Source organism: Streptomyces sp. NPDC048664, assembly GCF_040650555.1.
GTDB lineage: Bacteria > Actinomycetota > Actinomycetes > Streptomycetales > Streptomycetaceae > Streptomyces.
In genome coordinates, this window is sequence record NZ_JBEZHK010000027.1 from 40175 (window position 1) to 64044 (window position 23870).

Genomic DNA, 23870 nt, shown 5'->3' on the forward strand with positions numbered 1-23870 from the left:
CGTCGTCCCGCGTTGCTGCGTGTGCTGAGAGGGGCTGTGTTTATTTCCGGCGGTACGACGGCCGCTGCGGGTCGCGCACGAAGAAGCCGTGCGCTACCTGGAGTGGCAAGGAATATGCGGCCGTACCACGCCTTGGTGGAGTTCGGCTCTGTCCGTCCTGCTGGTGGACGAGGCTGGATCGGAGCGGTTGCTGCTCCGTTTCCAGTTTGGTCAAGCGTCTTTCGTGCCCGCGGCATAGACATACACGTCACCCTGGGCGATGTCGTCGACCTCGTCAGCCCGCACGGCGGAGAAGCCGGCCAGGCGCAGGATCCCGATCAATGCTGTCTGCATGAGCAGAACAACCTCGGCATAGCGCTTCCACTCCGGCGCCGCAGGGTCCTGCCGTTCTGACACTGCTCGCATACCGGCCTCTGCCAGTTCTGGGGCGCTCCAGCGAACGTAGAGGCCTCCGGCGTGGTTGCCCTCGCTGTCCACTTCCACCCAGACGCCAGGCAGCTTCGGCGCCCCCGGACGCTCGACATGCGCGGGAAGGCCGGCACGGTGGAGTTCTTGGCAGACCCGACCTGCGAGGTCGTGCCCAGCCGTGCTGTTTTCCTCCGACGTGTGCGAGTGAGCGTGCGTCTTGGCGTTGGCTCGACTCTCGGGGTCGTTGCGTGTCACTAGGCATCTCCTGGTGTGAGGTCATCCCTGATGATACGGATGCGGGAATTCGCAGTGCCATCGCTTGGTCGGAGACCCGCTTCTCTCACCGGCAGTGACGCGTTCCCATGCACCCCGGAGGGGCGCCGAAGGAATCTGCTCTCCGGCGCCCCCCTCAGTGTCACTCAGACAGATTTGACTGAGTGGAGCGTGCAAACTTTCCACGTTCGAACATGTCGAGCATGTATTTGATCATTTCGCCCGCGCCAGGTCCGTCCGGAGTCGAGTAGGTGACCGGAATGCCTTCCACGAGGGGAGAGCACTTGGCCTGGCAAGGACTGCGTTCGCTGTAGAGTTCCGAGATCTGGCTCTTGTTGAACCCGTTTTCTTCCAGCTTCTTTACGATCAATTCCTCGGAGTGGAGTCCCTGAGGGATGTTCGCAAAGACGACAAAATCATCCTTGGCGCCTGTGGCCTTAGCCCAGCCCGGAACTCGTGCAACCGCAATGTTCCGTCCGAACCTGTACCGCAGTCCGCTGGCTATCCGGAACTTGTAGGCAACAGCGGCCAATTCCGAGCCGGCGTACGGGATCATCTTCGTGCACGCGTCATCTGCGCCTGCGGAGCGCGCAAATGCCGGTTTGCCGCGCTTTACGCACGTCTCGTACAGCTGCTTAAGGAGTCTGGCGCCGATTCCTTCGATGGCGGCATCGGTAGCACCAGCGGCACGGAGACCCTTCCATGCGTCTTCCACTCCGATGCCGGTTCTCGCGGCGGCGTCCACTGCTTTGACTGCGTCGGCGAGGGCGGCCAGAGGCTCCCCGACGGGGAGATATGTGGCGAGGCTCCAGGCGCAGGCGGTCTTGCTGCCGTGCCAGCAGTCCATCAGGTCTGCGGCGAAGAAGTGGAACAGGATGGACCCGGCCGTGTCACCGAAGAGGCTCTGCCAGCCGGCTTCGACGATCTGCTTGCCGGTGAAGTGGTGCGTCCAGCCGTCAACCTTGACGTTTTTCAGTGTCGACCGCTGAAGGAACTGCCACGCCGTTTTCGGGCATCCGTCCGCCGTGGCTTGAGCTCCGTCGTCGGTGCACAGGTAGAAGTCGGCCTCGTAGGTGACGACCAGGTCGTACTGGGCGTCGCAGCCGTTGAAGGCCGCTTGAGGCATGGGTGGGCATGTGCCGATCTGGTGGGAGCTGACGATCTGGACGGTGGACTCGTCGGGAACGGAGAACACGCCGGGAATGCCCGTACCGGCCCCCTGGGAGGCGCTCCGGTTGGCCTCCTCCCTGCTAGCCCGGTCAGCCGCGTCCTGGGCTTCCTTGGCGTACTTGTCGGCGTCCTTGGCGGCCTGCTCGGCTTCGGTGGCGGCGGTTGCTGCGTTGTCGGCTGCGGTGCGGGCGTCCTTGGCGTCCTGTTCGGCCTGGGCTGCCGCGGAGCGGGCGGCTTCGGCGTCCAGTGCGGCGGCGTCGGCCGAGGCGCGGGCGTCCTTGGCGTAGCCTTCGGCGTTGCCGGCTGCGGTGTCGGCTGCTTGGGCGTCGGTGGTGGCCTGGTTGTCGTAGTCGACGGTGCGGGCTTGTGCGGCTTGGGCTGCTGCGGCGGCTTTGGCGGCGTCGGCGGCGTAGCCGAGGGCTTGTTGGGAGTAGAGGCGGGCGTCGGCGGCGTACTGGGCGGCGTTGGCCGCGTGTTGGTAGGCGTCCTTGGCGTCGCCTTGGGCTTGGGTGGCGATGTTCTTGGCGGCGTCGGCTTCGGCCTGGGCGTTCTTGGCGTGGGCGTCGGCGACGGCTTGTTGCTGGTCGGCGATCGTTTTGGAGGCCTGTCCGGTCAGGACGACCAGGCCGGCGGTGGAGTCGGTGTCGACGTAGGGGGAGCCGAGTTGGATGGCGTCGTTGGCGGGGTCGGCGACCTGTTCGGCTGCCTTGCCGGCGTCCACGGCGGCCTGGGCGGTGACGTGTGCGTAGCCTGCGGCTTTCGCGGCTGCCGCCAGTGCCTTGCCCGCCTCGGTGTTCGCGGCGTCGGCCTGGGTGCGGGCGTCCTTGGCGTGCTGTTCGGCCTCGTCGGCGAGTTGGACCGCGGTGCGGGCTTCGGCGGCGGCGGCCTGGGAGGCGGTGATGGCGTCGGCGGCCGCGCTGGTCGCGGTCTTCACCGCTGCGTCGGCCTTGAGCTTGTCCGCCTGAGCCGCGTCCGCGTCCGAGTGGGCCCGTTTGGCGGCCGCCTCGGCGCGCGTTGCCGCGGCGTCGGCTGCGGCTGCGGCCTGGGTGGCGGCATCGGCCTCCGAACGAGCCTGGGTCGCGGCGGCTTCGGCGGTGTCGGCGGCCTTGTCCGCGTCGTTGGCAGCGCTGCGTGCGGCGTCGGCCGCGGTCCCGGCGTCCAGGGAGTCGGCGTAGGCGTCCTTCGCGTCCGCCTTGGCGCGTGCCGCGTCGGCCTTCTGCTCGGCGTCCCAGGCGTCGTCGCGCATGTCCTGGGCGTGGTCCTTGGCCGCGACGGCGTCGTCCCGCTTGGACTCGGCGGTCTTCTCGGCGGCCTCTGCCTGGTCCTTGGCGGTCTTGGCGGTGGCGGCCTGGGCCTCGGCGTTCTGGCGGTGCTGGGAGGCTTCGGCCTGCTTGACCGCGGCGGTGTCCTTCTCCGCCTTCGCCGTCGACGCCTCGGCCTCCGCCGCGAGCCGCTTGGCGTGTGCGTCGGCGGCAGCCGCCTTCGCGTCCCCCTCGGCCTTCACCGCGACGACCAGCTTGGCCTCCGCGGTCTCCTTGTCCTGCTGGGCATTGTCACGATGGATCTTCGCCGCGTCCGCGGCGGCCTTGGCCTGCGCCTCGGCGGCCAACGCGGCCTGCTTACGAAACTCCGCCCGGGACTGCGCCGCCTGCGCCAGCGCACGCTGCGCGATCGTCGCACTGTCCCCGGCAGAAGCCCGGGTCGCGGCCTCGGCCGTCTCACCCGCCTTCTCCAGCGCCTGGAGCGCGGCCACCGCACCCTTGGTCACCTGGTTCTTCTGCAGACCCACCAGCAGACCACGACCCCGCGGAGCCCCACCCGCATCCGCGATACCGTACGCCGCCTGAAGCGCGGTGTCCGACGACGTCGCCGCCTTCTGCGCAGCGGCCAACTGGGTCTGGACGACCGCGAGCTGCTTCTTCGCCTCGGCCTGCGCGGCGGTGATGTTCGCCTTCGCCTTGTCGACGTCGGCCTTGGCCGGCGCACTGCCGGTGTGGGTCTTGGGGACGATCCTGAACTTCTGCGCGGCGGAGCCGTTGCAGGTCGACAGGACGGCGTCCTTGCTGTTGTCGAACGTCGGCAGGTGCAGGCACTTGCCGGTCTTCGCGTTGCGCAGCGGCCCGGCGCTGCGCACGTCGAAGCTCCAGGACGCAGCCTTGGCGGTGCCGCAGTCCTGGATCTGGATCTTCGTGCCGTCGGTACTGCTGCCGTTCAGCACCTCGAGGCACTTGAAGGAGTTCGGGTTGACGAAGGTGGCGCCGCCGTCGTAGGAGTCCAGCATCTGCCACCTCTGGGCGGCGCCGCCGTTGCAGGTGTAGACCTGGACAGGGGTGCCGTTGGTCTTGCCGCCCCCCGCCACGTCGAGGCACTTGCCGGCAGCCCCCGGCACTTGGATCTCCAGGTCGCCCTTGCCGATCCAGCCGAGGCCGCCCTCGGTGTAGTAGTCCAGCCAACGGGTCGAGTAGTCCGCGATCCACGACTGGCCCAGGATCTTGCCCAGGGCGAACGTGCCGTCTCGCAGCGCATTGGTGGCGGTGCTGCCGGCGGAGACGATCTGCTGCCGCTGCGCGGCCTGCGAGGCGATCTCCTGCTGCCACTCGCCGGACGCCTGTGCCACCTCCTTGCCGAGCACCCGGTCAGGGTCGATCGGGTCGTGCCACGCGCACGACGCGAAGCGGGACTTCAGGTCCTCGACGGCGATGCGGAACTCCGGGGAGTCCGGTGCCGGCGCCGTCTTGGGGAAGCCTCCGGAGGCCAGGAAGACCCGGGCGTCGTCGCTGAACACCCGCGGAACGAAGATCTGGTTCGGGACGATGTCCCCGGAGTTCTTCTGCCAGAGCTTCCAGGCGTCCTGCTCCTCGCGCGTCCCGCCGCTGGTGTAGAGCGGGTTCCCGACGGCGAGGGCGGCCTTCTTGGTCTTGTCGTCCGCCTGCGGTGACGGGTCGTAGAACGGCGACATCAAGTCGACGGCTTTCCAGTACGACTGGTAGAGCCAGGGGAGCATCCCTGTCTTGTCGTAGATCTTCTCTGATTTGGGAGCACCGGGGAGGAAACTCAGCCCGCTGATGGCGTTCTGCCACGACAGTTCGGTGTCCTCGGTCTTCTTCACCCAGGCGTCGGAGTCGTCGTCGTCCTTCGCCCAGGCCTGAGCGAACGGGCCGGTGCCGTAGGTGCGGTCCGCTTTCTGGTGCAGTTGGTCCGGCGGCAGCGGCAGGGAGGAGCCGGCCAGGCTGTACAGGTTCGGGCCGCCTCTGCGCAGGCCGTCGGCCATCAGGCACTGGTCCAGGCGCAGTTGCTCGGCGCCCTTGGCGTCGTATCCGTCGTAGCTGTCGGCCACGGGGGCGGCGGGAAGCGGGGAGGCGGCCGGCTGGACCGCCAGACCCGCCAGCACGGCCAGGCTCGTGACCGCGGTCAGGACCGGGGCGAGTTTGCGTGATCTTCGGGTTCCGGGCAGCCGGAACCATGATCTGGAGCGCACGAGACGCATCCCTTTCTTCGTTGACAAGGGTGTGGGCCGGGAGAACGGCCACGACGAAGGAGAGAGGTCCGGTCCCCGCCCGAAGGCAGGCGGGAGGGGCGACCGTACGGGTCGGCGCCTAGGAATGCCTGGACGGCAGGTGTGACGGCACGATGATGTAACCCTTCCCCCGTGAGCGGCAGTTTCCCCCGGCCGCAGTTCGACGTGCATCGACACGGACTGGTCAAGATCCGGTCATGCGGGCCACACCCTACGCACCCACAAGGGAGCGCGTACAGATGTTCGCTCCTGTGATGGATGGGACTGCCCATATTCGGTCACAGCGGTCACGCGACGGTCGGCGTCGGCAACTCATGTGCCTTACAGGGACTTTACGTGATCAAAGAGTGTGCTTCCTGTGTATGCGGAAGGCAAATGGAGGGTCATCGGCCTGTAGGAGATGGCTGATTCAGGAGCCCGAGGCCGCGTCGCGGGCCGACCGGGGTGGTGCCCCCTCGGGCTCCTCAAGGACAAGAGCGAGGGCGAGGGCTAGAGCGCGTCGAGCCCGAGTTCGTGGTTCTTGATCGCCTCGCGGACGGCGTTCACGAACCCGTTCCAGAAGTGGTCGGCGGACGGGTTGTCCGAGCTCGTCACGCCGGCCGTCGTCCTGCGCTTCGGCGCGCTGGAGAAGTCGCCGAACATCGCCTGGCGCAGCGCCGTGGAGAGCTCCAGCTGGGCGCCGGCGCCGGTGCGGGTCCGGTTGATGATGTTGGTCGGGTCGTCACCGTTGATGGGGTCGTCGGAGCCGGCGAGGGCCACGGCCACGCTCCAGTCGGGGTTGGTCGTGGAGGAGGTCAGGCCGTACTTCGTGAACGCCGCCAGCAGGTTGCGCTTGAGCCTCTCGTCCCGACCGCCGATGATGATCTTCTTCACGGTCGTGTCGTCGAACCCGTGCAGGGAGATCGCATACAGGTTGTTCGCGCAGGCGGCGAGGGCGGCCGGATCGTCGCAGTGGGTCGCCGTGACGTGCTGCGCGGACGAGTTGGCCAGGGCCTCGAACATCCAGAAGTCCCGCTGCGGCTCTCCCGGCAGCGCGGCGCTCGCCGCGTCGGTGTTGGCGTCGAAGGGCGTGTAACCGGCCACCGCCATGCACAGCTCGCTCGTACCCGCTTCTATCCCGCCGCCGTGCGGGGCGAGCACCGCCGTGCTGGTGACCGGGCTGCTCGTGCTGCGGGCGTTGTCCGTGATCTGCAGCGGTGCGCCGATGCGGAACCGCCGCATCCAGTCGGTGCCCTCCTTGGCCGCGGTGCGGGTGTACAGATCGGTGTTGGACTTGTACGTGTCGGCTGCCGCGGCGGGCGTGGCGCCGCTGCCCACCACCGCGTTGAGGGTGGGAAGGCTCGCGGCGACGGCGGCGACGGAGGTGAGGACGGTTCGTCTGCTGGTGTTCTTCATGGGGGAGATGGTGCACTACAGCCCGAAGCGTCCCATCGGCGGGTCAGCCTGAACATGACATTCCGGCTGTGCGCGTGGGGCGTTCGTCCGAGCGGAGTCGTCCTCAGGCGGGGGGTTCGTCGCCCGGCCGCGAGGGGTCGGGGCGGTCCTCCCCGTAGAAGCTCTCCAACTGGATGTTCAGCTCGGCCAGATCCGGATGCTCGGCCAGCTGACGTGTCTCCGCCTCCGTGAGCAGGTCGGCGAGGCGGCGCATGGAGCGAGTCGCCAGCGTCATCTCGGCGGCCCTCTCCAGGTCGTCGGCACGCTTGCGATGCAGCTCTGCCAGGATGCGGAGCTGTCGCGCTCTCAGCTCGTAGCGCTCGTACTGCTCGCTCATGCGGGTCTCTCCTCGCTGCTCACCGGGCGCTCGATCATAGGCCGCGCCCACGGGCGTGGGCTTGCGCATGCGCGGCAAGGCGACGCCCGGCTGGTGATCGAGGCTCTTCGACGGCGGCGAGGCCGCACCTTCCATCGGTACAGGCAAGCACCCGCGTGGGGGAGGGCGAACTGCCCCGACGCCTGCCATGCGCGCGAGCGATCTACGCTTTGCGGCGGGTGGCAGGGGCTGCGTCCGGGTGTTGGGCGAGGTCGGATGCGGGGTCACAGGCCGAGTGGCACCGGTTCAGCCGGGACCCCGCCCTTGATCAGCGCTGCCAACGGTGTGGCGAGGTCGCGAGGGGAGAACAGTTGGGGACCGCGGTAGTCGGCGATGTCTCGCAGTGACCACCAGCGGAAGCCGTCGATGTTCTCAGCGGCGAGCTCATCGTCGGACAGAGTGCCGCGGGGTTGGAACGACGCAGCGCGGACAAGGAAGTAGTCGTTGATCACGCCGTCGTGGCCGACCGCGTGTCCGGGTGCGACGACCTGCTGGTGCCAGACATGCGGTGGGTCCGCCTCGACCGCCAGCCCTACTTCTTCCTGCAGCTCCCGGCGGAGCGCGGCGAGCGGAGTCTCACCGCGCTCGACGCCTCCACCAGGGGCCGCCCACACAACCGTGCCGACCGGTTCCGGGATGGCGAAGCGACACAGCAGGACGCGGTCGTCCTCGTCGAGGACGACCGCACGGACCGAGCGGCGCAGGTTCACCAAGGACATCCGCGCATGCTAGTGGCCAGCGAACAGCACGACCCCTTGGAACAGATCATCCGGTGCATCGAGGAGGGACCGGCCGTGTGTTTGTTCTAGAGGTCGGGGCGGCCTCCGTGTCTTCTGAGGTTCATGATCACGTACAGGCCCTCGCACTCGTCCGACCAGCTGCGACCCTCCGCGAGTGCCCGCACCCCCTCGGTCCGTATGCGCTCGATCATGGGGGTGACGCACAACCTCAGCACCTCCCGCTGCCGTGCGGCGCTGTGCCGGGACGCGGCTCGCTCCATGCTCTGGGCCATGGCCGTGACGGCTTCGTCGACGGTCGCGAAATCGGCACCCGCCATACCGGCCGATTCCCAGCCCCACGACATCGACAAGCCCACTGCTTCAGCGTAGGCGTGTACCGGCGAGTCGGCTGGGCGAGCCGCCGGCCATGCCCCTCCCGGGTGCCGGCGGGGCGGGCATGCGCCGTACGCCGGCCGGCCGTCCCGCGCGGGAGCGTGTCAGCCCCCCGACTCCGCCGCGTGCGGGCTCAGGGTGCCCGCGGCGACCAGGGCGATGATGGCCACCCCGAGGGCGATGCGGTACCAGACGAACGGCATGAACGACTTGGAGCTGATGAACTTCATGAACCACGCGATGACCGCGTAGCCCGACGCGAAGGCGATCACCGTGGCGAACAGTGTCGGGCCCCAGCTCACATGGCCCGTCTCCGCCGCGTCCTTGAGTTCGAACGCCCCCGAGGCGAGCACCGCGGGGACGGCGAGCAGGAACGAGTAGCGGGCGGCCGCCTCGCGGCGGTAGCCGAGGAAGAGGCCACCGCTGATCGTCGCGCCGGAGCGCGAGACGCCGGGGACCAGGGCCAGCGCCTGGCAGAGGCCGTAGACCAGGCCGTCCTTGGTGTTCAGGTCGCGGAGCGTCTTGCGCTGCTTCGGCAGCCGATGTCTGCCGCCCGTCTCGTCGCGCGCCGTCAGGCGGTCCGCGACGCCGAGGAACAGGCCCATCACGATCAGGGTCGTCGCTGTGACCCGCAGATCGCGGAAGGGGCCCTCGATCTGGTCCTTCAGGGTCACCCCGAGCACGCCGATGGGTATCGAGCCGACGATCACCAGCCAGCCCGTCCGCGCGTCGTGGTCGTGCCGCATGCTCTTGTCCCACAGGGAGCGGAACCACGCCGACAGGATGTTCGCGATGTCCTTGCGGAAGTAGATCAGCACCGCGGACTCCGTGCCGATCTGGGTGATCGCGGTGAAGGCCGCGCCCGGGTCCTGCCAGCCCGCGAACGCGGCGGTCAGCCGCAGATGGGCACTGGAGGACACGGGGAGGAACTCGGTCAGCCCCTGGACGAGTCCGAGGATGAGGGATTCAAGCCAAGACATGGAGTGGTGTGGGTCCAAGCGCCGATCGCGGACGGGGGAGGGGAGCCCCGCCTGGCGTCGGCCGTGTGCGGGGGGCCTTCGGTTCGGTGGGCTCCAGCGGCAGCGTAGCGCCCCGGGATGGGGATTCCATCACCGGGGCTTTACCAGCGCTTGGGGTGCCCGTCAATCCTGCCGGGTGTCCTGGAGGCGGGGGAAGAGCGGCCTCGACGCGGGCAGCCGTCCGTCCAGCGGAGTCAGCCGACCGCCGATCCGCGCCGGGGACTGGCGTCGTGCGTTCATCGGACCTCCTCCCGGGAGCGAGGCCGGTCGCACGGCGGTCGAGGCCCCGTCCCGGGGCCTCGGATTCGGTACGCGTCCGTGCTCAGCAGCCCCGAGTGCGGGGCATCATCCGGTGCTGAGGCGAAGGCGTGATCATGGCGCCGAGTGTAGCGGCGGGGCGGTACGCGCGGCGTGGCAGTTTTGGCCCGTCCTCGCCGTCCGGGCTCGCCACCTGCCGGGGTCTAGGTCGAGGTGGGGGCCGGGCCCGAGACCGTCCAGCCCGGCGCCTGCGGGTGGGCCGTGACGTTCCCACGGTCGGCCTTCTCCCCGCACGCGGAGCAGGTCACCACCGGGACCAGGGTGTGACCGCAGGCGTGCTCGATCACCATGGGGCGGTCGTCGTGGTCGTGCAGGTGGCGGTCGCCCCACGCCATGAGGGTCATCAGGACCGGCTGCAGCTCCCAGCCCGAGGCCGTGGGCAGGTACTCGTGGCGCCGTGGGCGCTCGTTGTACAGCCTCTTCTCCAGGATTCCCGCCTCCACCAGCCGCTTCAGCCGCGCGGCCAGGATGTCGCGCGGGGCGCCGATGTTGCGCGCGAGCTGGTCGAAGCGGCCGTTGCCGAGGCAGACCTCCCGCAGGACGAGCAGGGAGTACTTCTCGCCCACGAGCGCCAGGGTGTCGGCGATCGAGCAGGGGCGGGGGTCTCGGGAAGCGGCCATGGGACCAGTCTAATGAGGGTTTGATTTTCCAACCTTCGGCGTTATCGTGGATCCAGATTTCCTACTCACTGGTAACCGTCGTGACGGCGCCCGAAAGCCGCCGCCCGGCGCACCGGAACAAGGAGCCCGCACCATGCGCGATGCCGTCATCGTCGAAGCCGTCCGCACCCCGGTCGGCAAGGGCAAGCTCAACGGCGCCCTGGCCCAGGTCCACCCCGTGGAACTCCTCGCGCACACGCTGCGCACCCTCGTGGAGCGGTCCGGCGTCGATCCGGCGCTCATCGACGACGTCATCGGCGGCACCGTCGACCAGGTCGGCGAGCAGGCCATGAACACCACCCGCTACGCCGTCCTGTCCGCTGGCTTCCCGGAGACCGTTCCCGCCACCACGGTCGACCGCCAGTGCGGCTCCTCCCAGCAGGCGGTGCACTTCGCCGCGCAGGGCGTGCTCTCGGGCGCGTACGACGTCGTCGTGGCCTGCGGTGTGGAGTCCATGAGCCGGGTGCCGATGTGGTCCAACGTGCCAGCGGGCAAGGACCCCTTCGGGCCCGGCGTCGCCGCGCGCTACCCGGACGGCCTGGTCCCGCAGGGCATCAGCGCCGAACTGATCGCCTCCAGGTGGTCGATCAGCCGTGAGGACATGGACGCCTTCGCGCTCTCCTCGCACCACAAGGCGGCGGCCGCCTGGGACGCGGGCCTCTTCGACGCCGAGACGGCTCCCCTGGAGGGTCTCGCGCGCGACGAGAGCGTGCGGCCCTCCAGCACCCCCGAGGTCCTCGCCGGACTCAAGCCCGCATACTACGACCCCGGCTTCGCCGAGCGCTTCCCGCAGATCGGGTGGAACGTCACCGCGGGCAACGCCAGCCCCGTCAACGACGGTGCCTCCGCTGTACTGATCATGGAGCGCGAGACCGCGGCCCGCCTCGGACTGCGCCCCCTCGCCCGGCTGCACGGTTTCGCCGTGACCGGTTCCGACCCGGTCCTCATGCTAACCGGTGTCATCCCCGCCACCGAGAAGGTGCTGCGCAAGGCGGGGCTGACCATCGACGACATCGACCTCTTCGAGGTGAACGAGGCCTTCTCCAGTGTGGTGCTCGCCTGGCAGCGGGGGACGGGTGCCGATCCGGCCAAGGTCAACGTCCACGGCGGTGCCATCGCCATCGGCCACCCCCTGGGTGCGAGCGGCACCCGGCTGACCACCACCCTGGTGCACGCGCTGCGTTCGCGGGGAGCGCGGTTCGGTCTGCAGACGATGTGCGAGGCGGGCGGGCTCGCGAACGCCATGATCGTCGAGGCTCTTCGCTGACCTGCGCCGACCCGCGCCGGCCTTCAGTGCGTTTCGGTGCCCTTCGGTCAGGCGCCGCGCAGCTGGTGGCGCCTGCGCCAGGCCACCACGGCGCCGGCCAGCCCCGGGATCGTGATGCACGCCAGGGAGATCAGGAACGCCGGTGAGGTGGGCTGGGAGGCGCGGGCCCCGGCGACCGCGTAGGCGGCGGTGTTCGGGATCGACCCGAGGGCCGTCGCCGACAGGAAGGCCCTCCAGCGCATCCGTGAGACGGCCGCGCAGTAGTTGGCGGCCCAGAAGGGCACTCCGGGGAACAGCCGGGCCGCCATCATCGAGCGGAACCCGTGCCGGCTGAGCTGTCCGTCCGCCGCCTCCAGCCAGCGCCCCCGCAGCAGCGGGCGCAGCGCGTCCTGGCCCAGCGCCCGGCCGAGCCCGAAGGCGATCCCGGCCCCGAGCACGGTGCCCGCGAGTGCCGTACCCGTGCCCAGCACCGAACCGAACAGCGCCCCCGCGCCCAGGTTGAGCAGCGGCCGCGGCACGAACGCCACCGTGCACAGTCCGTACACCACCGCGAAGACGACAGCCGCCGCGGTGCCCCCGAGCTGCGGGGGCCAGCCGTGCGTCAGCAGTCTCTGCGGCTGGAACAGCAGGACGCAGGAGGCGGCCGCGGCGAGCAGCAGCACCAGCAGCGCGAGCCGCGCCCAGGGCCTGAGCAGCGCCTCGGCGAGACGGGGCCGCACGACGTCCGCGGCGGCCATCGGGGCGGTCGGTGCGGCCTGGGCAGGGGCTTCGGTGGGCGGCGCGGCGGTGAACCGCGTGGCGGCATCGAGCATCCGGCGACCCTAACCGACACGGGTGTGTGATCGCCGTATGGTCCCGCTCACGGAGCCGAACCCGCCCTGGGGGAAAACCATTCGACGCGGCCCGCCGCATCGGTGAGGATTCACGACATGTTCCGGTACGCCTTCCTTCACGCCGCATCCGCCACCGCGGATGCCCCGAAGGCTGCCGTCCTGTTCCTCATGGCCGCCGCCGACGGCGCCCGAAGCTGACCCTCCCCGGACATTCCGGCGGACCCCGCAGGGGGAGGGTCGGTCGGAACCCGGGGTCCCCGTCCCGGCCGGATCCGATCCCGCCGGGACCGTCACGCGGTACCACCGAAGGCTTCGAGGTACAGCCATGTCCAAGACGGCATACGTCCGCACCAAGCCCCATCTGAACATCGGCACGATGGGCCATGTCGACCACGGCAAGACCACCCTGACCGCCGCCATCACCAAGGTCCTCGCCGAGCGGGGCGGCAGCGGCGGCGGCACCCGCTACGTCCCCTTCGACCGGATCGACCGGGCCCCGGAGGAGGCGGAGCGCGGCATCACCATCAACATCGCGCACGTCGAGTACGAGACCGACACCCGGCACTACGCGCACGTGGACATGCCGGGCCACGCCGACTACGTCAGGAACATGGTCACGGGAGCCGCGCAGCTCGACGGGGCGATCCTCGTCGTATCCGCGCTCGACGGGATCATGCCGCAGACCGCCGAACACGTGCTGCTCGCCCGGCAGGTGGGCGTGGACCACATCGTCGTCGCCCTGAACAAGGCCGACGCGGGCGACGAGGAGCTCACCGACCTCGTCGAGCTGGAGGTCCGCGACCTGCTGACCGAGCAGGGCTACCCGGGGGACTCCGTGCCGGTGGTGCGGGTCTCCGGACTGCGCGCCCTGGAGGGAGACCCCCGGTGGACCGCGGCCGTCGAGGCGCTGCTGGACGCGGTGGACACCTATGTGCCGCTGCCCGAGCGCTACCTGGACGCGCCGTTCCTGCTGCCGGTGGAGAACGTGCTCACCATCACCGGCCGCGGCACGGTCGTCACGGGCGCGGTCGAGCGCGGCACGATCCGGGTCGGGGACCGCGTCGAGGTGCTCGGCGCCGGTGTCGAATCCGTGGTGACCGGCCTGGAGACCTTCGGCAGGCCCATGGAGGAGGCCCAGGCCGGAGACAGCGTGGCGCTGCTGCTGCGCGGGGTGCCCCGCGACGCGGTGCGCCGCGGGCACGTCGTCGCGGCGCCCGGCAGCGTCGTGCCGAGCCGCCGCTTCTCGGCGCGGGTGTACGTGCTGTCGGCCCGGGAGGGCGGCCGTACGACGCCGGTGTCGACGGGCTACCGGCCGCAGTTCTACATCCGCACCGCGGACGTGGTCGGCGACATCGACCTCGGTGGGACCGCCGTGGCGCGGCCCGGTGACACGGTCACCGTGACGGTGGAGCTGGGCCGCGAGGTCCCGCTGGAGCCCGGCCTGGGCTTCGCGATCCGCGAGGGCGGCCGGACGGTCGGCGCGGGCACCGTGACGTCCGTGGGCTGAGGCGGCCACGGGACGGGGTGGGGCGGGGGAGCGCGATTGCCTCCGCCTCCTCCCGGCCCGGCACAATGGCAAGGTGAGCGAGCCCGTACCCGTCATCCGCGCCGTCGACCACGGCACCGCCCGACTGCTGCCGGACGTCGACCGCGAGCGGGCCTGGCTGCTCACGGTCGACGGGGCACCGCAGTCGTACGTCGATCTGGACGCGCCGGCGCACCTGGAGTTCGAGTACACGCGCCGGCTCGGTCATGTGCTGGACGCGGTGGCCGCCCAGGGGCAGCCGCAGGACGTCGTCCACCTCGGCGGCGGCGCGCTCACCCTGCCGCGCTACGTGGCCGCGACCCGGCCGGGCTCACGGCAGCGGGTGATCGAGGCCGACCGGGGGCTGCTGGATCTGGTGACGGAACATCTGCCCGTGCCCGCCGACGCCGGGATCGCGCTGCACACGGCGGACGCGCGCGCCTGGCTGGAGTCGGCCGAGCCGGACTCGGCCGACGTCGTGATAGCGGACGTCTTCGGCGGCTCCCGCATCCCCGCCCATCTGACGACGGTGCCCTACGCACACGCCGTGGACCGGGTGCTGCGCGCCGACGGCGTCTATCTCGCGAACCTCGCCGACGCCGCGCCCTTCGCGTTCCTGCGCTCCCAACTCGCCACGTTCGCCGTGGTGTTCGAGGAGCTGGCGGTGATCGCGGAGCCGGGCGTGCTGCGTGGCCGGCGTTTCGGCAACGCCGTGCTGGTCGCCGCCCACCGGCCGCTGGACGTCGGCCTCGTCGCCCGCCGCACCGCCTCGGACGCCTTCCCGGCCCGCGTCGAGCACGGCGCCCCGCTGGCGCGACTCCTCGGCGGGGCCGAACCCGTGCGCGACGAGAACGCGGTCCCGTCGCCGCGGCCGCCCGACGGGGCCTTCACCATCGGCTGACGGTGTCCGACGCCGGGTGCCCGGAGGCCCGGTATCCGGGCCGGGTGCCGCCGTCACGGCACCCGGCGTCCGCTCACTGCTTCGTGGGGGTGCCGTGCAGGCGCACCGTGCTGAGGATCTTCAGGATCGTCGCGTCCGGGACCTCGTCCTTCACCCCTGTGGCGCCGTAGAAGCTCCAGGAGACGAAGTCGCCGGTGGAGTTGCGGAAGCCGAACGTGATGGCCTTGCCGTCACTGTCGCACTTGCCCTTCTGCGGCGTGTTCCTGGAACGGGCCCAGGCGACACTGCCCTTGACACCGGCCGCCGTCGTGTACGGCTTGGCCTTCTTGTCGACGGTGATGCTCTTCGTGTCGGGCTGCGTGTAGCCGCCGTACACCCACCATGGCACCGTGACCAGGGCGGTCTGATCGGTGTCCTTGGCGCCGCCGGCGCCCTTGGTGCCCGTGACGGCCAGCGCGGTGTTGTCGAGCCGCCCGTCCTTGTCCTCGTCGGACGTGCACCACTTCTCCTTGAGCACCGCGGGCGCCGACATGACGATGGCGGAGTTCCCGGACTTCTTCTTGGTGTCGTCGAAGCCCATGATGGTGTCCGGCGACTGCACCGCCCACTCCGGCGGCACGTCGAAGGCGGTGCCCCACTTGGGGTTGACGACGACCTTCCATCCGGGGACGGTCGGCTTGTCGCCCTGTGCCGAGCGCGAGTCGTCGCCGGTGGCGGCGGAAGCCGGCGCCGACCGTGCGGAACTGGCGGGCGCCGAGGGCTTGTCGCCGCCGGCGTTGTCGTCCTTGCCGCCGCCGAGCACCAGGGCACCCGTGACGCCGGCCGCCACGACCACGGCGGTCGCCGCGCCGATGGCTATGAACTTCGTCCGGTTTCCGCCTCCCTGACCGTTCGGCGGCTGCGGTGCTCCCATGGGAGTGGGCGCGCCCCACGGCGCCTGCTGCTGATACGGGTTCGGCTGCTGGTACGCGGGCTGCTGATAGGGATTCGGCTGCTGGTACCCCGGCTGCTGGTAGGGGTTCGGGTTCTGCGGGTTCTGGTTCTGCGGGTTCTGCTCGCCCCCGGGCGGCTGCTGTCCTGGCCACATGGGCGGTAACAATACGGTGGCCGGAACCAGTGGTTCTGGCCAGAGGTGCTACTCATGGGTAACATCGGTGCCATGAGCGCAGACCAGATGTCGATCGGCGAGATGCTCGCCGCCACGGTGCCGATGGCCAGGACCCTGAACCTGGAGTTCCTGGAGACCACGCCGGAGAAGGCCGTGCTGGCCCTGCCGGACCAGAGCGAGTACCACAACCACGTGGGCGGCCCGCACGCCGGAGCGATGTTCACGCTGGGCGAGTCGGCCAGCGGCGCGATCGTGATCGCGGCGTTCGGGGACCAGCTGTCGCGGGCCGTGCCGCTCGCGGTGCGCGCCGAGATCGCCTACAAGAAGCTCGCGATGGGCCCGGTGACGGCGACCGCCACGCTCGGCCGCCCCGCCGCCGAGGTCGTGGCCGAGCTGGACGCCGGTCAGCGGCCCGAGTTCCCCGTCGCCATCTCCCTCCAGCGCGAGGACGGCGCGGTCACCGGCGAGATGACCGTCGTATGGACGCTGCGCCCCAACAGCTGAGCCGAGCCGGTTCGGCAGCGTCGGTCGACGCGGTGTGCGAGGCCCCGGTCGGGACGTGTGTCCACGGCGACCGGGGCCCTTCGCCGTCCCGGACCGGGGGTGCCGCGGCGCCCGGCGACGCGGCGTCGTCTTTCGCCGGAGTCAAGCCCTCGTCAAGGATGAGTCAAAGGCGCCCCCCGCCGCATCGGCGCCTGAGCGGGTACGCTTTCCGGGGGGCGGCCGGAACGGCGTGGCCCCGCAGGACCAGACGCGGACCCGAATCGTGGAGGAACCGGCGGTGCACGTCCAGGAGTGGCTCGACACGGTACCCCCCGCCGCGGTGTACGCCGTGGTGGCTCTGGTCATCGGACTGGAGAGCCTGGGCATCCCCCTGCCGGGCGAGATCGTCCTCGTGTCGGCCGCGCTGCTGTCCTCGCAGCACAGCGACGTCAACCCGCTGATCCTGGGCGCCTGCGCGAGCCTCGGCGCCGTGGTCGGCGACTCCATCGGCTACGCCATCGGCCGCAAGGGCGGACGACCACTGCTGGCCTGGCTGGGGAGGAAGTTCCCGAGGCACTTCGGCGAAGGCCATGTCGCCACCGCCGAGCGATCCTTCCAGAAGTGGGGCATGTGGGCGGTCTTCTTCGGCCGCTTCATCGCCCTGCTGCGGATCTTCGCCGGCCCGCTCGCCGGCGTGCTGCACATGCCGTACTGGAAGTTCCTGATCGCCAACTTCCTGGGCGGTGTGGTCTGGGCCGGTGGCACGACCGCCGCCGTCTACTACGTCGGCCTGGTCGCCGAGTCGTATCTCAAGAAGTTCTCCTTCGTCGGCCTCGGGGCCGCGGTGCTCATCGGCCTCGTCTCCATGCTGATCGTCAAGCGCAAGGCGAAGCGGGCGACCACCGGGAACGAGGCGGCCGAACCGGAGCGGGTCCCGGCCGCCGACTGACCCCCGGAGAGGTCGCGCGGGGCTCCGGGCCCCACCCGCCGTTCGAGCCTCAGGGCTTCTCGTGCACCTCGCGGTGCTCCCGCGCCAGATCAACGTACGCCGTCCCGTTCAGCGTCACGACCTCCCGCTCCTCGGGCGTCAGCTCCCGCTTGACCTTCGCGGGGACGCCCGCCACGAGCGAGCCCGGGGGCACCCGCATGCCCTGCGGCACCAGAGCCTGTGCGGCCACCAGGGAACCCGCGCCGATCACCGCGCCGTTGAGCACCGTGGCTCCCATGCCGATCAGGCAGTCGTCCTCGACGGTCGCCCCGTGCACCACGGCGTTGTGCCCGATGGAGACCCGCTCGCCGATGGAGACGGGGAATCCCGGGTCCGAGTGCAGCGTGCTGTTGTCCTGCACATTGCTGTCGGCGCCGAGCACGATCGGCCCGAAGTCGGCGCGCAGCACCGCGCCGTACCAGACGCTGGCGCCCGCGTGCAGCGTCACCTCCCCGATCAGCACGGACGTGGGCGCCGCGAACGCCTCGTCGTCGATCTGGGGGTCCTTGCCGCCGATGCCCTTGATCAGGGGCTGGTGCGTCATCGCCGTCCTGCCTTCTGTGTCGTGCCGCGACGGGTCCACTCGTGGCGGATTCCCCGGCACGGTACGCCATGGGTGGGGCGAAGATCACAGGCGCCCGGCGCCTGGGGCGCGGCCGGGCTGAGTACCGTGAGCGGGTGCCCAGGACCAAGAACACGTTCTCATCATGGCGTCGTGGCCTCGCCCAGCGTGCCGTCCACGCGGGCTGGGCCTGGGTCCAGCGCACCGGGTCCGTGACCGCGGAGCACCCGGGCGGCTTCCGCTTCGGCGCGCTGGGGGCGGGGACCCGGCTCGCCTTCCCCCTGGGAACGGTGTTCGGTGAGCCGTGGATCCAGCTGGGCTCCCACTGCATCATCGGCGAACAGGTCACGCTGACCGCGGGTCTCATGCCCGACCTCGACCTCGGGCCCGACCCGATCCTGCGCCTCGGTGACGGCGTCGTGCTGGGCCGAGGCAGCCATGTCATCGCCGACACCACCGTGACCATCGGCAGCGACTGCTACTTCGGGCCCTACGTCTATGTGACCTCGACCAATCACTCCTACGACGATCCGCATGAGCCCATCGGCAGGCAGTGGCCGCGGATGGAGCCGGTGGAGATCGGCCCCGGGTGCTGGATCGGCACGGGGGCGGTGATCCTGCCCGGTGCGCGCATCGGGCGGAACGTGGTGGTGGCGGCCGGAGCCGTCGTACGAGGTCAGGTGCCGGACCACGCGGTGGTGGCCGGTGCCCCGGCGCGGGTGGTGCGCCGCTGGACGCCCGAGGCGGGCTGGCAGCCACCGCTGAGGACGCCGGCCCCGGTGCCGATCCCCGACGGGGTCACCCCCGACCAGCTGCGGGCGCTGTCCCTGCTGGACGAGGAGCAGGTGGCCCGCCTCGCCGAACTGGACCCCGAACCCGGGGAAGGGGTGCGGGGCACGGAAGCGGCCGCCGAGGAGGAGACCCGACTCGCGGAGCCGGCCACCGAAGCCTGAGGCCTCCCGGCCACCCGCCGGTACCCGGTCAGCCCGTTGCCAGCAGTACCGCGCCGATGAGCGCGAGACCCGCGCCCGCCGCCTGGACCGCGCGCAGCCGCTCGCTGAGGAGGCCTCGGGCCGCGAGCGCGGTGACGACCGGGTAGAGGGACGCGAGGACGGCGGCCACCGCGACCGGGCCGTGCTGCGCGGCGACGGCATACGTCCCGTTGGCGGCGACGTCGGCGAGCCCCACGAAGCCGAGCGCGGGCAGCGTGCCCCAGGGCACACCCCCGTCCGGCAGCGCGGGCGCGCCCCGGCGCAGCGCCGCAGCGAGGGCCGCACCGCCGACGGCCACGTTGGCCACCCGCTGGACGAAGAGCGCGAGGAACAGCCCCGTCACCGTGGTCGACGCCTCGGAGATCAGGGCGAACGCGGTGCCGAAGCCGAGCGCCGCGATCAGCGTGAGCAGGACGGCCCGTCGCTGGACCGGGGCTCCCCTGAGCTGGGGCCCGCCCGCGAGGACGACCCCGAGGACCGCGACCGCGATGCCCGCCACCTGGGTCGGGCCGGGGCGCTCGCCCAGGACGATCCCGACGCCGACGGGGACCGCCACGCTCAGCGTCGCCAGGGGGGACACGACACCCATCGGGCCGAGGGCCAGCGCCTCGTAGAAGGAGAGCAGTGCGACCGGTCCCACCAGGCCCGCGAGGAGCGCGAACCACAGCCGCGGCTCGGCCTCGCTCCAGCCGCCGGTGGCCACCACGACGGCCCCGAGCACCACCGCGGCGACGGCCTGGGAGGCGATGACGACCGTCAGCGCGGGCATGCGCCGGGTGAGCAGCCCTCCGCCGAAGTCCGCCAGCCCCAACAGGAGGCTTGTGACCAGGGCGAGGAGTGCTGTCATGGGGTGCCTCGCAGTACAGTGCGGTGAACAATCAGGTGCACCGCACATTAGTGCACTTCATTAGACTAAGTCATTCAAAATAATGGATGGAAAGTGTCGGATCTCGAGCTGCTGACCCAGTCCCTGGCACGCAACGTCAAGCGCTGGCGCACGGAGCGCGGCTTCACGCTGGACGCGCTCGCCACTCGCGCCGGAGTCAGTCGCGGCATGCTCATCCAGATCGAGCAGGCGCGCACCAACCCGAGCATCGGCACGGTGGTCAAGATCGGCGACGCCCTCGGTGTCAGCGTCACCACCCTGCTCGACTACGAGCAGGGCCCGACCGTCCGGATCGTCCCCGCCGACCAGGCCGTACGGCTGTGGAGCACCGACGCGGGCAGCTACAACCGCCTGCTCGCGGGCACCGAGGCGCCCGGGCCGCTGGAGATGTGGGACTGGCGGCTGATGCCGGGCGACCGCAGCGCCTCCGATCCGCACCCCGCCGGCACGGTCGAACTCGTCCATGTCACCGCGGGCGCGCTGACCCTCACCGTCGAGGGCGCCGACCACCTGGTTCCCGCCGGGGCGAGCGCGTCGTTCGAAGCCAGTACCCCCCACGTCTACGCCAACGAGGGCGACCTGCCGGTGGAGATGGTGATGACGGTCTCCGTGCCGCCCGTGCGCTGACACCGGGTAGCGTGCGGTCATGCGCGCACCCATCGGAGACTTCGAGCACGCGACGCCCGCCCCCGACTGCCTCGACGACCTGGTCCCCCCGGTGGCGGACGCCGTGCGCCGGTGGAGCGGCGCCGTGCCGGCCGACCGGATCGTCCATGTCGACACCGATCCCGCATGGGCCGACACCGCGGTCTTCGTCGAGCACTACGGCGCGGATCTGCTGGAGCGGTCCGCCAACTGCGTGGTCGTCGCGGCGAAGCGCGGCGGCGTGACGACCCTGGCCGCCTGCCTGGTGCTGTCCACGACCAAGGCCGACGTCAACGGCCTGGTCCGCCGTCACCTGGGCGCCCGCAAGGCGTCGTTCGCGTCGATGGAGGTGGCGACCGAGCAGACCGGTATGGAGTACGGGGGCATCACGCCCCTCGGCCTGCCCGACACCTGGCCGCTGCTGGTCGACGCCGCGGTGGTGGACCTGCCGTACGTGCTGGTCGGCAGCGGACGGCGCAGGGGCAAGCTGTTGGTGCCGGGGAAGGCGTTCGCCGACCTTCCGAACGCCGTCGTCCTCACGGGCCTCGGGGTCTGAGGGCGGGGTCCGAGGGCCCCGGTTCAGACCCCCGAGCGGCCGTGGTGGGCCAGGACCAGATGCGGGTCCGGCTGCCCCGGCGCCGGGGCGGGGTCGGCGTGGACCAGCGCCGCGGTGAGCCCCGGCACCGCGTGCAGCAGCGCGTGTTCCGCCTCGACCGCGATGCCGTGCGCCCGGCGCACGCTGACCTCGCCGTCGACCACCACCGCCACCTCGGCGCGCAGCCGGTGCCCGATCCAGCGCAGCCGCAGCTCGCCCACCTCGCGCACGCCCGGCACCTCGCGCAGCGCCGCCTCCGCCCGGTCGACCAGCACCGGGTCCACGGCGTCCAGCACCCGGCGGAACACCTCGCGCGCGGCGTCCCGCAGGACGAGGACGATCGCCGCCGTGATCGCGAGTCCCACCAGCGGATCGGCGAGCGGCAGCCCGAGCGCCGCCCCCGCCGCTCCCACCAGGACGGCGAGCGAGGTGAACCCGTCGGTGCGCGCGTGCAGGCCGTCCGCGACCAGCGCGGCCGATCCGATCGCACGCCCCACCCGGATACGGTGCCGCGCCACCCACTCGTTGCCCGCGAACCCGATGACGGCCGCGACGGCGACGGCGGGGATGTGCTGCACGGGCCGCGGCTCCAGCAGCCGCTCCACGGCCGCCCAGGCGGTGAACGCGGCGGACGCGGCGACGGTCAGGACGACCGCGATGCCGGCGAGGTCCTCGGCGCGGCCGTAGCCGTAGGTGAACCGGCGCGTGGCCGCACGCCGGCCCAGCAGGAAGGCGACGCCGAGCGGGAGGGCGGTCAGGGCGTCCGCGGCGTTGTGCACGGTGTCGCCGAGCAGCGCCACCGAACCGGAGACCGTGACCACCACCGCCTGCGCCAGCGCGGTCGCGCCGAGCACGGCCAGCGAGACCCACAGGGCCCGGAGGCCGCGCGCCGAGGACTCCAGGGCGGAATCCAGCTTGTCGGCCGTCTCGTGCGAGTGGGGCGCGAGGGCGTGGCGCAGCCGGGACAGCCGGCCGCCCCGGTGGGCGGCATCGTGCGCGTGGTCCTGACCGTGCGTGCGGCCTCGACCGTGCGCGTGGTCATGGCCGTGCGGGTGCTCGTGCCCCCGCGTGTGCGGGTGCTCGGGCTCCTGCCTGTGCCCTTCGTGCTCATGGCTCACGGGAAGGACCCCTTTCGCCGCGCGGCGGTGGACGCGTTCGCCCCACGGAGCCATTATGTGCGTATGAGCGCACGCATGCACCTGTCCGCGGCGGATCCGGCGCGTCCGGCCCGGCGGACCGTGTCCGACGCGGCCGAGGAGCATGTGCGGACGCCCTCCGAGGAGCAGTTCGTGTGGGCCGCCGAGTTGCTCGCCCTGCTCGGGGACCGCACCCGCCTGACTCTGCTGCACGCCTTGGCGAGCGGGGAGTCCGACGTCTCCACGCTCACGGAGGTGTGCGCCGTGGCCCGGCCCGCCGTCAGCCAGCACCTGGCGCGGCTGCGGCTCGCCGGCCTGGTCGACACGCGCAAGGAAGGCCGTCGCGTCGTCTACTCGCTGCGCGACGGCCATCTGCGCCGGGTGGTGGACGAGGCGCTCAGCGTCGCCGACCACCGGCTGACGGGCCGCCCGGCCCACGACTGAGCCCCGCCGCACCGCTCACCGGGCGGCGTCGTCCTCGCCCGCCTCCAGAAGGTTCACCGCCGCGCCCACGACGCGGGGATCGGGGCTGCCGACGACCTCCGCGTCCTTGTCGGTGTAGTCGAAGCGCGCCAGGACGCTGCGCATGGCCTCCACCCGCGCCCGCTTCTTGTCGTTGCTCTTGACCACGGTCCAGGGCGCGTAGCCGGTGTCCGTGGCGTGGAACATGGCGACCTTGGCCACGGTGTACTCGTCCCAGCGGTCCAGGGAGGCCAGGTCCATCGGGCTCAGCTTCCACTGCCGCACGGGATCGACCTGCCGGATCGTGAAACGGGTGCGCTGCTCGCTCTGGGAGACCGAGAACCAGAACTTCACCAGGTCCACCCCGTCGTCCACGAGCATCCGCTCGAACAGCGGCGCCTGGCGCATGAAGCGGTGGTACTCGTCGTCGGTGCAGAAGCCCATCACGCGCTCGACACCGGCCCGGTTGTACCAGGACCGGTCGAACATCACTATCTCGCCCTCGGTCGGCAGGTGCTGGACGTACCGCTGGAAGTACCACTGCCCGTTCTCGCGTTCGGTGGGCCTCTCCAGGGCCACCACCCGGGCACCGCGCGGGTTGAGGTGCTCGGTGAAGCGCTTGATCGTGCCCCCCTTGCCGGCCGCGTCCCGCCCCTCGAAGACGATCACGAGCCGGCGGCCGGTCGCCTTGATCCAGCTCTGCAGCTTGAGCAGTTCTATCTGCTGCAGGCGCTTGTGCCACTCGTACTCCCTGCGCTCCATGCGCTGGGCGTACGGGTAGTTCTCCCGCCAGGTGTCCACCGGGCTGCCGTCGGGCCCGAGCAGGACCGGGTCGTCGACGTCGGTGTAGTCGACCCGCAGCCCTTCCGTGATCAGAGGTGTCATCCGTGGTCCTCCCCGCGGTGTCGCGATGGAACTCGGATTCCCGGTGCGCGCCGGGGCTACTCAGTGCAACCGCGGCACGATCAGATAGATGCCGTACGTCACCACGGCCGCGCACGCGAGGAAGCAGAGCGCGGCCTGCGCGACTCCCAGGGTTCGCGCGCCGCCGTTCCCGGCGCGGGCGGCCTCGCTCCGGGAGAGGCCGAGCACGCCGAGGGCGAAGACGACGACCACGGCGACGGTGGCCGAGACGCTGACCGCGGTGACCTTGCCGAGGGCGGTCCAGTCGAGATGCATGGCTCAGGGACTCCCTCCCTGC

At 71.1% G+C, this 23870-nt stretch carries 24 protein-coding genes; 9 read left to right on the top strand and 15 right to left on the bottom strand.

What is annotated here, in order from left to right; genetic code table 11:
• Positions 1-210 precede the first annotated feature (210 nt).
• The 8 genes from AB0C59_RS25920 to AB0C59_RS25955 form a co-directional block, all read right to left on the bottom strand.
• Positions 211-663: a hypothetical protein gene (locus tag AB0C59_RS25920; RefSeq protein WP_363008565.1), complete on the bottom strand. Its 453-nt coding sequence runs from the start codon at positions 661-663 to the stop codon at positions 211-213.
• Positions 664-823: 160 nt separating this feature from the next.
• Positions 824-5338, bottom strand: coding sequence for a ricin-type beta-trefoil lectin domain protein (locus AB0C59_RS25925; RefSeq protein WP_363008567.1), 4515 nt, complete (start codon positions 5336-5338; stop codon positions 824-826).
• Between the two features lie 519 nt (positions 5339-5857).
• Positions 5858-6763, bottom strand: coding sequence for a poly-gamma-glutamate hydrolase family protein (locus tag AB0C59_RS25930; protein ID WP_363008569.1), 906 nt, complete (start codon positions 6761-6763; stop codon positions 5858-5860).
• A 103-nt stretch (positions 6764-6866) separates the two neighbouring features.
• A complete protein-coding gene (locus AB0C59_RS25935; RefSeq protein ID WP_363008571.1) occupies positions 6867-7139 on the bottom strand; it encodes a hypothetical protein in 273 nt (90 codons plus the stop codon).
• 263 nt (positions 7140-7402) lie between these two features.
• Positions 7403-7897, bottom strand: coding sequence for an NUDIX domain-containing protein (locus AB0C59_RS25940; RefSeq protein ID WP_363008573.1), 495 nt, complete (start codon positions 7895-7897; stop codon positions 7403-7405).
• Between the two features lie 86 nt (positions 7898-7983).
• Positions 7984-8235, bottom strand: coding sequence for a hypothetical protein (locus AB0C59_RS25945; protein ID WP_363008574.1), 252 nt, complete (start codon positions 8233-8235; stop codon positions 7984-7986).
• Positions 8236-8394: 159 nt separating this feature from the next.
• Entirely contained in the window at positions 8395-9270 is an 876-nt protein-coding gene (locus tag AB0C59_RS25950; RefSeq protein ID WP_363008575.1) for an undecaprenyl-diphosphate phosphatase, read from the bottom strand.
• A gap of 500 nt (positions 9271-9770) precedes the next feature.
• On the bottom strand, positions 9771-10247 hold the full coding sequence (locus AB0C59_RS25955) for a helix-turn-helix domain-containing protein (protein WP_363008577.1): 477 nt from the start codon (positions 10245-10247) through the stop codon (positions 9771-9773).
• A 133-nt stretch (positions 10248-10380) separates the two neighbouring features.
• Between AB0C59_RS25955 and AB0C59_RS25960 the strand changes: the two genes are divergently transcribed.
• Positions 10381-11553, top strand: coding sequence for a thiolase family protein (locus tag AB0C59_RS25960; RefSeq protein WP_363008579.1), 1173 nt, complete (start codon positions 10381-10383; stop codon positions 11551-11553).
• 47 nt (positions 11554-11600) lie between these two features.
• On the opposite strand, the gene AB0C59_RS25965 is transcribed toward AB0C59_RS25960, so the two are convergent.
• Entirely contained in the window at positions 11601-12290 is a 690-nt protein-coding gene (locus AB0C59_RS25965) for a VTT domain-containing protein (RefSeq protein WP_363008704.1), read from the bottom strand.
• Between the two features lie 421 nt (positions 12291-12711).
• On the opposite strand from AB0C59_RS25965, the gene tuf reads away from it, so the two are divergent.
• Positions 12712-13893, top strand: a complete 1182-nt coding sequence (tuf, locus tag AB0C59_RS25970) for an elongation factor Tu (RefSeq protein WP_363008580.1) — start codon at positions 12712-12714, stop codon at positions 13891-13893.
• Between the two features lie 73 nt (positions 13894-13966).
• The gene (locus AB0C59_RS25975) at positions 13967-14812 is read left to right on the top strand and encodes a fused MFS/spermidine synthase (protein WP_363008582.1); all 846 of its coding nucleotides are present in this window, start codon (positions 13967-13969) and stop codon (positions 14810-14812) included.
• A gap of 73 nt (positions 14813-14885) precedes the next feature.
• Here AB0C59_RS25975 and AB0C59_RS25980 read toward each other — a convergent pair whose 3' ends face one another.
• The gene (locus tag AB0C59_RS25980) at positions 14886-15899 is read right to left on the bottom strand and encodes a hypothetical protein (protein ID WP_363008584.1); all 1014 of its coding nucleotides are present in this window, start codon (positions 15897-15899) and stop codon (positions 14886-14888) included.
• 72 nt (positions 15900-15971) lie between these two features.
• On the opposite strand from AB0C59_RS25980, the gene AB0C59_RS25985 reads away from it, so the two are divergent.
• Complete coding sequence (locus tag AB0C59_RS25985) at positions 15972-16424, top strand: DUF4442 domain-containing protein (RefSeq protein WP_363008586.1); 453 nt, start codon at positions 15972-15974, stop codon at positions 16422-16424.
• A 277-nt stretch (positions 16425-16701) separates the two neighbouring features.
• The gene (locus AB0C59_RS25990) at positions 16702-17352 is read left to right on the top strand and encodes a DedA family protein (RefSeq protein ID WP_363008588.1); all 651 of its coding nucleotides are present in this window, start codon (positions 16702-16704) and stop codon (positions 17350-17352) included.
• Between the two features lie 49 nt (positions 17353-17401).
• Here the strand turns inward: AB0C59_RS25990 and AB0C59_RS25995 are convergent, their stop codons facing one another.
• Positions 17402-17935, bottom strand: a complete 534-nt coding sequence (locus tag AB0C59_RS25995) for a gamma carbonic anhydrase family protein (protein ID WP_363008590.1) — start codon at positions 17933-17935, stop codon at positions 17402-17404.
• Positions 17936-18069: 134 nt separating this feature from the next.
• Here AB0C59_RS25995 and AB0C59_RS26000 point away from each other — a divergent pair, with 134 nt between their 5' ends.
• The gene (locus tag AB0C59_RS26000) at positions 18070-18906 is read left to right on the top strand and encodes an acyltransferase (protein WP_363008592.1); all 837 of its coding nucleotides are present in this window, start codon (positions 18070-18072) and stop codon (positions 18904-18906) included.
• A 28-nt stretch (positions 18907-18934) separates the two neighbouring features.
• Here the strand turns inward: AB0C59_RS26000 and AB0C59_RS26005 are convergent, their stop codons facing one another.
• Positions 18935-19792 carry a DMT family transporter gene (locus AB0C59_RS26005; RefSeq protein WP_363008594.1) on the bottom strand — a complete coding sequence of 286 codons (858 nt, stop codon included), beginning with the start codon at positions 19790-19792 and terminating at the stop codon, positions 18935-18937.
• 93 nt (positions 19793-19885) lie between these two features.
• Here AB0C59_RS26005 and AB0C59_RS26010 point away from each other — a divergent pair, with 93 nt between their 5' ends.
• Both AB0C59_RS26010 and AB0C59_RS26015 read left to right on the top strand, forming a co-directional pair.
• Complete coding sequence (locus tag AB0C59_RS26010; protein WP_363008596.1) at positions 19886-20458, top strand: XRE family transcriptional regulator; 573 nt, start codon at positions 19886-19888, stop codon at positions 20456-20458.
• 19 nt (positions 20459-20477) lie between these two features.
• Positions 20478-21032: a YbaK/EbsC family protein gene (locus AB0C59_RS26015; RefSeq protein ID WP_363008598.1), complete on the top strand. Its 555-nt coding sequence runs from the start codon at positions 20478-20480 to the stop codon at positions 21030-21032.
• 23 nt (positions 21033-21055) lie between these two features.
• On the opposite strand, the gene AB0C59_RS26020 is transcribed toward AB0C59_RS26015, so the two are convergent.
• On the bottom strand, positions 21056-22189 hold the full coding sequence (locus AB0C59_RS26020; protein ID WP_363008600.1) for a cation diffusion facilitator family transporter: 1134 nt from the start codon (positions 22187-22189) through the stop codon (positions 21056-21058).
• 63 nt (positions 22190-22252) lie between these two features.
• On the opposite strand from AB0C59_RS26020, the gene AB0C59_RS26025 reads away from it, so the two are divergent.
• Entirely contained in the window at positions 22253-22651 is a 399-nt protein-coding gene (locus AB0C59_RS26025) for a metalloregulator ArsR/SmtB family transcription factor (RefSeq protein WP_363008602.1), read from the top strand.
• Between the two features lie 15 nt (positions 22652-22666).
• Here AB0C59_RS26025 and ppk2 read toward each other — a convergent pair whose 3' ends face one another.
• Together ppk2 and AB0C59_RS26035 are read right to left on the bottom strand one after the other, a co-directional pair.
• Positions 22667-23554 (bottom strand): polyphosphate kinase 2, encoded by an 888-nt coding sequence (gene ppk2, locus AB0C59_RS26030; RefSeq protein ID WP_363008604.1) that lies wholly within the window; start codon positions 23552-23554, stop codon positions 22667-22669.
• Positions 23555-23614: 60 nt separating this feature from the next.
• Positions 23615-23848, bottom strand: coding sequence for a hypothetical protein (locus AB0C59_RS26035; RefSeq protein ID WP_363008606.1), 234 nt, complete (start codon positions 23846-23848; stop codon positions 23615-23617).
• Between the last annotated feature and the right edge of the window lie 22 nt (positions 23849-23870).

Bases quoted from the DNA above. Each gene is read 5' to 3' on its own strand.
- AB0C59_RS25945 (WP_363008574.1), bottom strand. From the start codon at position 8,235: ATGGCGGGTGCCGATTTCGCGACCGTCGACGAAGCCGTCACGGCCATG.
- AB0C59_RS26005 (WP_363008594.1), bottom strand. From the start codon at position 19,792: ATGACAGCACTCCTCGCCCTGGTCACAAGCCTCCTGTTGGGGCTGGCG.
- tuf (WP_363008580.1), top strand. From the start codon at position 12,712: ATGTCCAAGACGGCATACGTCCGCACCAAGCCCCATCTGAACATCGGC.
- AB0C59_RS25950 (WP_363008575.1), bottom strand. From the start codon at position 9,270: ATGTCTTGGCTTGAATCCCTCATCCTCGGACTCGTCCAGGGGCTGACC.
- AB0C59_RS25995 (WP_363008590.1), bottom strand. From the start codon at position 17,935: ATGACGCACCAGCCCCTGATCAAGGGCATCGGCGGCAAGGACCCCCAG.
- AB0C59_RS25940 (WP_363008573.1), bottom strand. From the start codon at position 7,897: ATGTCCTTGGTGAACCTGCGCCGCTCGGTCCGTGCGGTCGTCCTCGAC.
- AB0C59_RS25985 (WP_363008586.1), top strand. From the start codon at position 15,972: ATGAGCGCAGACCAGATGTCGATCGGCGAGATGCTCGCCGCCACGGTG.
- AB0C59_RS25960 (WP_363008579.1), top strand. From the start codon at position 10,381: ATGCGCGATGCCGTCATCGTCGAAGCCGTCCGCACCCCGGTCGGCAAG.
- ppk2 (WP_363008604.1), bottom strand. From the start codon at position 23,554: ATGACACCTCTGATCACGGAAGGGCTGCGGGTCGACTACACCGACGTC.
- AB0C59_RS26035 (WP_363008606.1), bottom strand. From the start codon at position 23,848: ATGCATCTCGACTGGACCGCCCTCGGCAAGGTCACCGCGGTCAGCGTC.
- AB0C59_RS25955 (WP_363008577.1), bottom strand. From the start codon at position 10,247: ATGGCCGCTTCCCGAGACCCCCGCCCCTGCTCGATCGCCGACACCCTG.
- AB0C59_RS26015 (WP_363008598.1), top strand. From the start codon at position 20,478: ATGCGCGCACCCATCGGAGACTTCGAGCACGCGACGCCCGCCCCCGAC.
- AB0C59_RS25935 (WP_363008571.1), bottom strand. From the start codon at position 7,139: ATGAGCGAGCAGTACGAGCGCTACGAGCTGAGAGCGCGACAGCTCCGC.
- AB0C59_RS25930 (WP_363008569.1), bottom strand. From the start codon at position 6,763: ATGAAGAACACCAGCAGACGAACCGTCCTCACCTCCGTCGCCGCCGTC.
- AB0C59_RS25965 (WP_363008704.1), bottom strand. From the start codon at position 12,290: ATGGCCGCCGCGGACGTCGTGCGGCCCCGTCTCGCCGAGGCGCTGCTC.
- AB0C59_RS26025 (WP_363008602.1), top strand. From the start codon at position 22,253: ATGAGCGCACGCATGCACCTGTCCGCGGCGGATCCGGCGCGTCCGGCC.
- AB0C59_RS25980 (WP_363008584.1), bottom strand. From the start codon at position 15,899: ATGTGGCCAGGACAGCAGCCGCCCGGGGGCGAGCAGAACCCGCAGAAC.
- AB0C59_RS25925 (WP_363008567.1), bottom strand. From the start codon at position 5,338: ATGCGTCTCGTGCGCTCCAGATCATGGTTCCGGCTGCCCGGAACCCGA.